This window comes from Pseudohongiella nitratireducens (genome assembly GCF_001642735.1).
Taxonomy (GTDB): Bacteria; Pseudomonadota; Gammaproteobacteria; order Pseudomonadales; family Pseudohongiellaceae; genus Pseudohongiella; species Pseudohongiella nitratireducens.
Window position 1 is genome coordinate 166,356 of sequence record NZ_LWHM01000001.1, and the last position, 11,841, is coordinate 178,196.

Here is an 11,841-nt window from a genome sequence, read left to right on the forward strand (position 1 = left end):
CGCTAGAGAGCGTCCAGAGCCTCAGACAATTTACTGATCCCAATAACTTTCATACCGGATACCCCCTGCTTGGGCACATTAGCCTTGGGTACAATGGCTTTTTTGAAACCATGCTTGGCAGCTTCCTGTAACCGCTCGCCGCCACTGGGTACCGGCCTGATCTCTCCAGCCAGGCCCACTTCTCCGAAAACCACCAGTTCCCTGGGTAAGGCTTCGTCGCGCAAACTCGATACAATGGCCAGCAACAACGCCAGGTCAGCACTGGTTTCGGTGACCTTTACGCCGCCGACCACATTGACGAAGACATCCTGATCAGCGACAAACAGGCCACCATGGCGGTGCAAAACGGCCAGCAACATACCCAGACGATTCTGATCCAGCCCCACTGCCAGTCGACGTGGATGCCCGCCCTGACTGGTATCGACCAGTGCCTGGATCTCCACCAGTAACGGTCTGGTGCCTTCCCAAAGCACCATCACCACGGAACCCGGGCTGTTATCTTCCGTGCGAGCCAGAAAAATTGCCGAAGGATTTTTAACTTCCTTAAGGCCACGCTCGGTCATGGCAAACACGCCAAGCTCATTAATGGCCCCAAAGCGGTTCTTTTGTCCACGCAGCACACGGAAACGTGAGTCGTCATTACTTTCCAGCATGACAAAACAGTCAATCATGTGCTCCAGCACTTTAGGGCCTGCCAGCGTACCATCCTTGGTGACATGGCCAACCAGAAACAGGACGGTACCGGTCTGCTTGGCATACTGCACCAGATAAGCGGCGCTTTCCCTGACCTGTGCCACACTGCCCGGTGCCGATGTCACACCGTGACTGTGCATCACCTGTATAGAATCAACGACCAGTACGCGGGGATTGATTTCCTGGGCCAGACGACAGATGGTTTCCACCTCTGTCTCAGCCAACATTTTCAGATTTTTTTCGGGCAATCCCAGACGGCGGGCACGCATGCCAACCTGTTGCAGGGATTCTTCCCCGGTGACATACATGGCTGGCATCTGTTGAGCCAGGTGACACATAACCTGCAACAGCAAGGTACTTTTACCGGCACCCGGGTTACCACCAATCAGTACCGCCGAGCCAGGCACCAGCCCGCCACCCAGCACCCGGTCCAGTTCAGCCATTCCGGCACTGAAACGCGGCAGTGCTTCCAGCTCAATTTCAGCCAGATCCTGCACAGCTGCCGCAGTTTTACCCGTATACCCCTGCTTGCGAAAATCTGCCTGCACAGCTGGCGACTGACTGCCACCCCCGCTACCCAGATTGATCTGCTTCAATGTATTCCAGGCTTTACAAGACGCACACTGCCCCTGCCACTGCCCAGACTCACTGCCACAATCTTCACAAACGTACGCGATTTTACTCTTTGCCATGTTACAACTTTTTATGATCGTCGGATTCTTTATGAAAAATGACTTGCCTACCTATTTATCCACTTACCCACTTACCTATCTTTTACACACCCAGCCGCCACCCAAAAACGCTGCAGCGATGGCACCAAGGTCAGGACATCATGGCTCCAATGGCAGACGACCACAGCACATCGGGCCTCGCTCGGCGGGCGGAAACTCAGCCTGGCGGCTTCAGACAGTCCGCCCGCTTATTCGAGCGACACCCGATGTGCTAGACGTGGTCTTATTGTCTGACATCGGAACCATGATGTCCTGACCACTTTTCCCACCAGGTGTCACCCTATAGGTAACGCCTATTATTTCATGACCGGATATACCGTCTGGGCACACGCTGAGTTAACCGGCAAAACAACTCATAAGGAATAGTACCAGCAGCATCAGCAATTTCATTCGCGGGCAAATCATGCCCCCAGGCCTGCCCCCATAACAGCACTTCATCACCGGGCTTTGCCGACTGATCATGGCTGAGGTCAACCGTCAGCATATCCATGGAAACCCGACCCGCCAGCGGCGCTGTGATAACACCTTGCTCTGTGGCAACCAGCGTGCGAGTACCATTGGGTGCATGTCTGGGGTAACCATCACCATAGCCTAAACCAATGACACCAACTCGCATATCATGCTCAGCCACATAGGTCGCTCCATAACCGATCGAGTCACCGGCCCTGACATGATTGATGGCCACTAATCGTGATTTCAGGTTCATCACCGGACGCAACCCTTCATCAGGGCCAACTCGCCCCATCATTGGCGTTGCGCCATAAAGCATAATGCCTGGCCTGACCATGTCCATATGCAATTGTGGCCAACTCAGGATGCCAGCCGAGGCAGCCATTGTCTTCAGTGTATATTCTGGCAACACCAGCTCGGTCTCTGCCTGCTGGAAAGCCAGAAACTGAGTCTCTGTCAGCGTATCACCCAGATCATCAGCAGTGGCCAGATGTGACATCAACCCTAGTGGCAAGATGAAAGGCAATTCCGACAAGGCAGCCAATACCTCCCTGGCATCCTTGATTGGCATCCCCAGACGGTTCATTCCGGTATTAATCTTTATCCAAAGCCTGGCCTCACTCTTTACCAGTGCCGACTTTACGCCAGAGGGATCCGCTGCAATACAATCGAGCAATAAATCGAGCTGATAGCGGGAGTGAATGACCCAGTCCATACCACCAGCCAGGATCGCTGACATTTCATCGGCACTGACCGGCCCGCGCATCACCAGGACGCGTCGATGTGGCACTACCTCTTTGACAACGCTGGCCTCCTGCCAACTGACGACAGCAAACTGGTCATTGGCATCCATAACCTGATCCAGCGCTGCCACGACAGGCTGAACCCCATGCCCATAAGCATTGGACTTGACGACAGCGCATGCCCGACATAAAGGGGAAGTAAGATGGCTCTTGGCCAGCAGAAAATTGTGCTGAACCGCCTTCAGGTCGATATCGGCCCAGGCGTGCGGTGGCATGGTCACTGATGAGAAATCACTCTCAGCCATAGTTACCATCAAAATCCGGCATGGCCAGATTATCAAAGCGGGTAAACTGACCCAGGAAGCTCAGACGCACAGTACCAATTGGACCATTACGTTGTTTGCCGATAATAATTTCTGCAACGCCTTTGTCCGGCGAGTCTTCATTATAGACTTCGTCCCGGTACACAAAAGCAATGATATCCGCGTCCTGCTCGATCGCACCCGATTCCCGCAAATCTGACATCACCGGCCGTTTGTTCGGGCGCTGCTCCAGGCTTCGGTTCAACTGTGACAGGGCAATCACGGGACATTCGAACTCCCGCGCCATGGTTTTCAATGAACGTGAAATTTCCGAGATCTCGCCAACCCGGTTATCGCCAAAGCCTTTAATTTGCATCAGCTGCAGATAGTCGACGACGATCAGTGCGATACCGCCGTACTCGCGCGCCACCCGTCTTGCCCGGGCGCGCATCTCAGTGGGACTCAGACCCACCGTATCATCGATCAGCAGCGGTCGGTCTTTCAGCTTGCTCATGGCAGAGGTCAGTTTCGGCCAGTCCTCTTCCTCCAGCTGCCCGCTGCGCAATCGGCTCTGGTCAATATGCCCGACGGAACTCAGCATACGGAACACCAGGCTTTCGGCTGGCATTTCCAGGGAGAATACCAGCACCGGCAAGTCCTGGTTGAGCACCGCATGCTCTGCCAGGTTCATAGCAAACGTGGTTTTACCCATGGACGGTCGACCGGCGACAATCACCAGGTCAGATTTCTGTAACCCTGATGTCTTTTTATCCAGATCCTTAAACCCGGTCGGCAAACCGGTAATACCGCCCTTGGACTTGATCAGTTCATCTATCTTATCAAGCGCCTGGGTCAACAGTGGGTTAACCTGTTTGGGGCCGCCATCTTTCGCGCGATTGTCAGCGATATTGAAAACCAGGCGCTCCGCCAGATCCAGCACATCAGCGGCCTCTTTACCGGCCGGATTGAAGGCGTTGTCAGCTATCTCATTAGAGACAGAAATCAAGGTTCTTAAGGTGGCGCGCTCACTAATGATACGCGCATAGGTAGTGATGTTGGCAGTACCACGGGCATGGCTGGCCAGGTCTGTGAGGTACTCGATGCCACCAGCACTTTCCAGTTGGTTCAGATTATCCAGAGACTCAACCAGCGTCACCACATCAATGGGGCGTTCGGCTTCAACCTGACGCTGCATCACGTCAAAAATCTTTTGATGTTCGTGCCGGTAAAAATCTTCGGTCTGAAGTAACTCAGCAGCATTGTCCCAGGCAGTGTTGTCCTGCATGAGACCACCCAGCACCGCCTGCTCGGCCTCTACCGAATGCGGGGGCACCTTCAATGTGGAGACGGCATCACTGCGCTTGCCAAACGATGGTTCTCTGACCACCTGTGATTCCGTACTATCCGACATATTCAGTCACCATCGCTATTTGTGTTTATTGTAGCCAAAAAAAAGCACCGCTTCACAGACAGGAGCGGTGCTTTTTATTTTCCCACCCGAAGCCGGATGGAAACAAGTTTATCTGCAGTCTCTGTGACTGCCAATCAACTTCAGTCTTTCGCCGTGACGACTGAAAGCTGAATATCGGCCTCAACTTCTGAGCCCAGGTCGATTGTGATGGTGTATTCACCCGTTTCACGAATCGCGCCGACAGACAGACGAACTTCTGATTTGACAATATCACCACCAGCAGCGTTCACCGCATCAGCGATATCTTTAGTGCCTACAGAGCCGAACAGCTTGCCTTCTTCACCAGCGTTCACGCCAATAGTCACTGTCATGTTTTCCAGCTTGGCAGCACGAGACTGTGCAGCAGCCACTTTTTCGTTGTGGGCGGCCATCAGTTCAGCGCGGCGCGCTTCAAAGTCTTTCAGGTTTTCTTTCGTTGCAGCGACAGCCTTGCCCTGAGGGAACAGGAAGTTGCGTGCATAACCGGCTTTAACTGTCGCCTGATCACCAACGCTGCCAAGACGGCCTACTTTTTCCAGCAAAATTACGTTCATGTTAATTACCTCAATTTAATCCAGATTCGTGTCCGGTCCAGATGCTTAATTCTCGTTGTCATCACGGCGTTTCAAGCGGCCGCGGAAATCATAAAAACTGTCGATCAGCGCAAAAACTGCGACTATCTGCATGATAGGCGGGCTCATCAGCAACAAGTAAAAGCCGAGCAGCATCATCCCTGACCAGCCTTTCACTTTAACCAACCCATGCACCATCGCAATACCGGCAATAAGCAGGGGCAAACTGAAATACATTGCCCACCCTGCCAGCGCCGTCGATCCAAACCCTGCTAACAAGAACAGCAGCAACAACAGCCCTGCCACTTGTGGTTGTAATCTCAGCGCGTGAAATTCAGCCTGAAACCCACCAGGGTTGTACAACCGGGCTTGCCACCATCGGGCAAGGATCAAACAGGTGATCGCCACCATCATGTGCATGACGCCAAACATGCTGATCAGCGTCGTCTGCAGCAACTCTGCAGATATCTCAGGCTGATCGGTCGCACTTTGCGCCAGAAAGTTACCGACCTGAGTCTGCAACTGCTCCAACACACCGGGGCGAAGCCGTAGAGCCACTTCGCTTCCGGCACCAACCAGCAAACTGACCAACAGCGCTGGTTGCCATGACTGTGTTCGCCTCAGCACAGCGGCCATCGGCAACACACCTAACAACAGAATAAGTGGCGTCAGATCACCAACCCAGGCCCAGCCCAATAATGGCAGTACGGCCCAAATGGCGACCTGCATCGCCGCGGTTCCACCTTGTCTCAACATGACCAGGCCGACAATAGCCGGACTGATCAGATTCAGTAGTGGAACCATGCCTGACAACATGGATGCGACTATCGCCTGTCGGCGACCATTCATTGCATACCTGGCCAGGCCTAGCATCTCTGCTTACCACTCCAACCCGCAGACTGCGGGATAGAAACGTGCTTACACGTTATGACTATCAGTGTACGGAATCAGAGCCAGATGGCGAGCGCGCTTAACGGCTGTTGCCAGTTGACGCTGATAACGTGCTTTAGTACCGGTAATACGGCTGGGGACAATTTTGCCTGTTTCAGACACGTATGCCTTCAGCGTTTCCAGATCTTTGTAGTCGATTTCCTTGACACCTTCAGCGGTGAATTTGCAGTACTTACGACGGCGAAAAAATCGTGACATGTTATAAGTCCTTCAGTAACTGGTGATTATTTATCAGCGTCTTCGCTGCTGGCTTCTTCCGCTTTCTCTTCGCTGGCTGCTTCAGAAGTAGCTTCTTCAGCTTTGGCTTCTTCAGCCTTCTTCTCTTCAGCTCTTTCAGCGGCACGAGTTGCGGCTTCATCGTCCTGACGACGCTTTTGCTCAGCACGAGCACGACGCTCACGGCTTTCACGCTCACCTTGCAGAATCAGGGACTCTTCAGTGATAGCTTCGTCTTTCTTGATTTCCAGGTGACGCAGAATAGCATCGTTGTAGCGGAACAGCGTGATAATTTCATCCAGCACTTCACGGCCACATTCAACGTTCATCAGCACGTAATGTGCTTTATGGATCTTGTTGATTGGGTAGGCCAGTTGGCGACGACCCCAGTCTTCCTGACGGTGGATTTGACCGCCAGATTCTTTGATCATCTGGGTGTAGCGCTCAACCATTGCCGGCACCTGATCGCTCTGATCGGGATGCACGACAAATACGATTTCGTAATGTCTCATAGAGACTCCTTTCGGCAATAAGTCTTCCGTCTTATAAAAAGCTTCGGTAAGACAAGGAGTTAAAGTAATTCCTCGGCATCCTTGCCAGGGACAGGGACGACGGGATCGGGCATTTTAGAGAAAGCGGAGCCCTGATGCAATGATTTTAAGGGGTTTTGCCTTTATTTTGCTGCAAGTTCGACTCAGGAAGCGTGCTTCGCTGTTCGCTGCCTGACCGCTTCATATAGACAGACTCCCGTGGCGACTGACACATTCAGGCTACTGACAGAACCGTGCATGGGAATCGACAGCAAAAAGTCGCAGTGCTCCCGGGTCAGGCGTCGCATTCCTGCGCCTTCGGATCCCATTACCAGCGCCAGTGGCCCGGTCAGATCCGCTTCATACAGTGTCTGCTCTGCTTCTCCAGCAGCGCCACTTATCCAGATACCGCGTTCCTGTAATTGCTTCAATGTGCGACTCAGGTTGGTCACTGCAATCAAAGGCACCCGTTCGGCAGCACCCACGGCCACTTTGCGGACCGTCATATTCAATGGTGCTGAATTATCCTTGGGTACCACGACCGCATGAACACCGGCCGCATCGGCAGAACGCAAACAGGCTCCCAGGTTGTGAGGGTCGGTAATTTCATCCAGGATCAACAGAAACGGCGCCTCATCCAGGCCATCCAACAGCTTTTCCAGATCCTTCTCGCTGCCGCGACGGTCGGGTAACTCGCATAATGCAGCCACGCCTTGATGCGCCAGCTTCGCCGGTCTTTTCCCGGATTTACCCGGCGTACGGCTTTCGCTATGCAGCCTCTTCTCCAGCGCAGCACCCGGTAATACCGTCATGCGAACACCCACGCTATCCGCCAGTGCCTTCACTTCGTCAATACGACGGTCTTCACGTTCTTTCTGCACCAGCAATTCACTGATGTCCTGAGCATGCTGTTTCAGTAACTCGCTAACCGCGTGTATACCAACAACCCATTCTTTTGCTGCCATCTATCCTGTTTCTACCTGTTCTTGATGTGAATGCTGCCGAGCGCGATCAATCGAGCACCTGACGCTTGGCATTTGATTTGCGACGCGCACTTTTCTTCGCGGCTTTCGGCTTCGCTTTGCCAGCGCCCGCTTTTTTGGCGCCGGCGGCCGCCGCCTTTGCCTTGCTGCCGCCCGCCTTTTTACGGACATTCTTCTTTTTTGCTGTTTTCCTGGCAGCGGGGTTTGCTGTCTGTTTGCCGCCAGCTTTCACTGCAGCAGAGCCTCCCGACACCGATTTCTTCTTGCCTGCCGGCTTTCGCTTTGCGTTCGATGACTTGGCATTGCGCTTGGCGGCACCACCTTTATTGTCTGTATCGCCACGACCAGAAACCCACTGCAAATCAATCTTGCGCTCATCCAGATCAACGCGAGCCACTCGCACACGCACCGGGTCACCCAGGCGGAACGTGACGCCGTTACGCTCGCCACGCAACCATTGTTTGACCGGGTCAAACTGATAGTAATCGTTATCCAGCGCGGTGATATGGACCAGCCCTTCGACGTAGATATCGTTAAGCTGCACAAACAGCCCGAAGCCGGTCACCGAGCTGATCGTGCCGTCAAATTCCTCGCCCACTCTATCCATGACATATTCGCATTTGAGCCAGTCCAGCACATCATAACTGGCGGCATCAGCGCGACGTTCGGAAACAGAGCAATCTTCACCGAACTGCTGCATTTCTTTTTCCTGGTACGGATAAATATCCCGCTTGGCCAGCTTGCCAGCGCCAGCCACCTTGATTGCCTTGCCTGGCATCTTGCCGTTACGAATCAGATAGCGAATGGCTCGATGAACCAGCAAATCAGGGTAGCGACGAATTGGCGATGTAAAATGTGTGTAGGCATCAAAGTTGAGTCCGAAGTGGCCGTTGTTCTCCACCTGATAGACTGCCTGCAACATCGAGCGCACCATCATGGTCTGGATCAGATGACCATCCGGGCGCTCCGCGGTCATCTCCAGCACACGCTGATAATCCTTGGGAGTCGGCTTGGCCGAGCGTGACAGTAAAATACCCCGCTCTTTAAGGAAGGCTTTCAGGTTATCCATCTTGTCCATGTTAGGACCATCATGAACCCGGTACAGTGCTGGCAGCTCTGATTCGCTCAAACACTGCGCCGCGCAGATGTTAGCCATCAGCATGCACTCTTCAATAAGCCGGTGCGCATCGTTACGGATGACCGGCACAATTTCCCGGATTTTACGCGTCTCGCCAAAGACAATGCGTGTTTCATTGCCGGAGAAATCCATGGCACCGGATTTACGCCGTGCCGCTGACAGCTTTTGGTAAACTTCGTACAACGCCTCAAGGTGCGGCAACACCTCTGCATATCGCGCCTGCAAACGAACCTTGCTGCGCGCTCTGGCCTCACCTTCCGGTTCAGCTTCCAGCATTTCCGCCACTTCTGTGTAGGTCAGCCGGGCATGCGACCAGATCACGCCTTCATAAAAGCGATAGCTTTTGAGCATGCCGGTGCGGCCCAACTCCATTTCACAAACCATCACCAGACGGTCGCAATGTGGATTCAGGGAGCACAGGCCATTCGATAAGACTTCCGGCAGCATGGGAATCACATGACCCGGGAAATAAACCGAGTTACCGCGATTCTGTGCTTCGATATCCAGTGACTCACCCGGTTTTACGTAGTGAGACACATCGGCGATGGCAACAAACAGCTTCGCCGTCCCATGAGGACCGGGCTCACAGTACACGGCATCATCAAAGTCTTTGGCGTCTTCGCCATCGATCGTGACAAAGGGCAGCTTGCGCAAATCCTGCCGGCCTTTCAGTTCATCTTTGGAAACTGTGGTTGGCAAACTCCCCAACGCAGACTCAACTGCTTGCGGCCATTCATGAGGAATGCCATGGCTGCGCACAGCAACATCAATTTCCATACCCGGCGCCATGTGGTCGCCCAGGATTTCTACCACCTCGCCGGTGGCCTTGCGGCGACGGTCCGGATAATTGGTCAGGCGCGCAACTACAAACTGGCCGTCCTCGGCCTTGCCCTGGGCGTTCTCAGGTATCAACACTTCCTGGCTGATGCGGCGATTGTCCGGCACGACCAGGCCAAAGCCACTGTCTTTATAAAAGCGGCCCACCACCTGATTCGTCCGGCGCTCCAGGATCTCGACGATCATGCCTTCTTTTCGGCCACGCCGGTCGACTCCGGCAACGCGCGCCAGCACCATATCGCCATCAAACACACGCAGCATTTCATTAGGGGGCAGGAACAGATCACCCGATCCGTCCTGTGGCACAAAGAAGCCACTGCCTTCTTTATTACCCTGAACGCGCCCTTTGATCAGCTCCATTTTATCCGCCAGACCAAACACGCCCCGCCGATTGCTGATCAACTGCCCATCACGTGACATGGCAATCAACCGACGGCGCAGCGCCTCGCTTTGCTGCGGGTCATCTGCCAGGTTCAGGGCCTCGCACAACGACTCATAACTGACAGGCTCGGCGATCTCTTCCATCATTGACAGAATAAATTCACGGCTTGGAATGGGGTTTTCGTATTTTTCCGCTTCCCGGGAAGCGTGGGGATCTTTATTTTTTCTGGCCATATCTAGTCGGCACACTCTCTTTTTTCATCGTTATATTGAATGGCAGTATACACCCAGACCTGCGCAAATACTGGTAAATTCTCACAATATTGCAATTGAGGTGGGATTTTTCTGGTCTTGCCGCTAGAATTGGGTCACCCCAATTTTCACGTCATAGATTTATGCAGGCAGTATATGACTTCCCCACAATCCAACACCCGTCAATCAAATCATCCCTCGAACTGGGCTGACACCAATCTACGCTACGGTTATGTCAGCCGTGTGTTGCACTGGCTGATGGCTGCGATGATTTTCTGGCAATTTCTGGGGATGACATTACGGGCAATATTAGGTCGAACGCCGTTGGTCGCATTTTTCGTAAAGTGGCACCCTATTGTGGGCTCAACGCTACTGGTATTAATCCTGCTCCGCCTTGCCTGGTTCTGGCTGAACCGTCACCACCGCCCCGGGGTTATCCCGCCAGTTTCAGCACCTCGCTATGGCAGCGGCATCAACTGGGCAAAAGCAGGACATGTGGCCCTCTACGGGCTTATGCTATGCATACCGCTACTGGGGTTCATTCGACTGTACGGCTCAGGGCGAGGGTTCGCACCTTTCGGCATTGAGATTTTTGCCGAGACGGGACAGGAAATTGCGTGGACGATTGCTCTGGCAGATGCACTGCACGGTGAACTGGCGTGGTTTTTCCTGGTGCTGATTGTCGGCCATATTGCCATGGTCTACATTCATGAGAAATACCAGAATGACGGCACGCTGAAACGCATGGCAGGTCGCTTAAAAAAGACCAGGAAATAATCCTTAAACCACGTCATCCACCATGACCGTGAACGAGCCTTGCGAGCAGGATTCAACGCGGGCTTTGACCTGGTAAACGTCTGACAATACCTCAGGTGTAATGGCTTGCTGCGGCGTGCCTTCAGCCACCACTGCACCATTGGCCAGAACCACAATGCGGTCTGACCAGCGCGCAGCAATGCTCAGGTCATGCAACACCACCAGCACAATCATGCGCTTTTCGGCGGCTATCTCACGCACCTCTTTCATAACGCGTAACTGATAGTGCAAATCCAGCGCACTGATCGGCTCATCCAGTAACAGCACCTTGGGCTCACGCACCAGGGTCTGGGCCAGCGAGGTCAATTGACGCTGCCCGCCAGACAAGCGATCCAGCTGCTCCATTGCCAGATGACTGATACCGAGGCGTTCCAGCACATCGATGGCTTTCTGCATGGCCGCATCCACATCCTGGCGATTCTCACGCGACACCTGCAAGGCGCCCATGACCGTTTCCAGTACCGTCAAAGCAATCTGTTGCGGTAATTCCTGCGGGGTATAGGTGATGTGCCGGGCCTGATCGACCAGCGGCAGTCCCAGAATTTCCACGTCACCCAAACGAACTGACCCGGTCGCCGGCAAGAGACCCGCGATGGCTCGCAACAAAGTACTTTTACCCGCAGCATTGGGTCCGATCAGGGAAACAACCTGCCCTTCCTGCATAGGCATCAGGCTGAGGTTTTTGATAATCGGACGGTTGCGATACCCGGCCGACAAATGCTCGATAGTCAATGCCGGAGCGCTTGCCATCGAATTTTCCGGTGTTGAACTGGCGATATCAGTCATTGGTAACCCT

General features: G+C 53.7%; 11 protein-coding genes. 1 reads left to right on the top strand and 10 read right to left on the bottom strand.

Annotated features, from left to right (window positions below; all coding sequences use genetic code 11):
• Positions 1–2: 2 nt before the first annotated feature.
• The 9 genes from radA to rnr all read right to left on the bottom strand — a co-directional run bounded on the left by radA (position 3) and on the right by rnr (position 10,211).
• Positions 3–1,385 (bottom strand): DNA repair protein RadA, encoded by a 1,383-nt coding sequence (gene radA / locus PSCS_RS00735; protein WP_068809873.1) that lies wholly within the window; start codon positions 1,383–1,385, stop codon positions 3–5.
• A 340-nt stretch (positions 1,386–1,725) separates the two neighbouring features.
• A complete protein-coding gene (alr, locus tag PSCS_RS00740; RefSeq protein WP_157885577.1) occupies positions 1,726–2,922 on the bottom strand; it encodes an alanine racemase in 1,197 nt (398 codons plus the stop codon).
• On the bottom strand, positions 2,915–4,330 hold the full coding sequence (dnaB, locus tag PSCS_RS00745; protein ID WP_068809874.1) for a replicative DNA helicase: 1,416 nt from the start codon (positions 4,328–4,330) through the stop codon (positions 2,915–2,917). Before dnaB ends, alr begins: the two co-directional genes overlap by 8 nt.
• A 140-nt stretch (positions 4,331–4,470) precedes the next feature.
• Positions 4,471–4,923 carry a 50S ribosomal protein L9 gene (rplI, locus tag PSCS_RS00750; protein WP_068809875.1) on the bottom strand — a complete coding sequence of 151 codons (453 nt, stop codon included), beginning with the start codon at positions 4,921–4,923 and terminating at the stop codon, positions 4,471–4,473.
• Between the two features lie 45 nt (positions 4,924–4,968).
• Complete coding sequence (locus PSCS_RS00755; protein WP_082866693.1) at positions 4,969–5,790, bottom strand: hypothetical protein; 822 nt, start codon at positions 5,788–5,790, stop codon at positions 4,969–4,971.
• A 69-nt stretch (positions 5,791–5,859) separates the two neighbouring features.
• Positions 5,860–6,090 (bottom strand): 30S ribosomal protein S18, encoded by a 231-nt coding sequence (rpsR, locus tag PSCS_RS00760; protein WP_068809877.1) that lies wholly within the window; start codon positions 6,088–6,090, stop codon positions 5,860–5,862.
• A gap of 26 nt (positions 6,091–6,116) precedes the next feature.
• A complete protein-coding gene (gene rpsF, locus PSCS_RS00765) occupies positions 6,117–6,620 on the bottom strand; it encodes a 30S ribosomal protein S6 (protein ID WP_068809878.1) in 504 nt (167 codons plus the stop codon).
• A 182-nt stretch (positions 6,621–6,802) separates the two neighbouring features.
• The gene (gene rlmB, locus PSCS_RS00770) at positions 6,803–7,603 is read right to left on the bottom strand and encodes a 23S rRNA (guanosine(2251)-2'-O)-methyltransferase RlmB (RefSeq protein ID WP_068809879.1); all 801 of its coding nucleotides are present in this window, start codon (positions 7,601–7,603) and stop codon (positions 6,803–6,805) included.
• 46 nt (positions 7,604–7,649) lie between these two features.
• Positions 7,650–10,211 (bottom strand): ribonuclease R, encoded by a 2,562-nt coding sequence (gene rnr, locus PSCS_RS00775; RefSeq protein WP_068809880.1) that lies wholly within the window; start codon positions 10,209–10,211, stop codon positions 7,650–7,652.
• Between the two features lie 174 nt (positions 10,212–10,385).
• Here rnr and PSCS_RS00780 point away from each other — a divergent pair, with 174 nt between their 5' ends.
• A complete protein-coding gene (locus tag PSCS_RS00780; protein WP_068809881.1) occupies positions 10,386–11,006 on the top strand; it encodes a cytochrome b in 621 nt (206 codons plus the stop codon).
• A 3-nt stretch (positions 11,007–11,009) separates the two neighbouring features.
• Here PSCS_RS00780 and PSCS_RS00785 read toward each other — a convergent pair whose 3' ends face one another.
• Positions 11,010–11,831, bottom strand: a complete 822-nt coding sequence (locus tag PSCS_RS00785; protein ID WP_229694593.1) for an ABC transporter ATP-binding protein — start codon at positions 11,829–11,831, stop codon at positions 11,010–11,012.
• Positions 11,832–11,841: the final 10 nt, after the last annotated feature.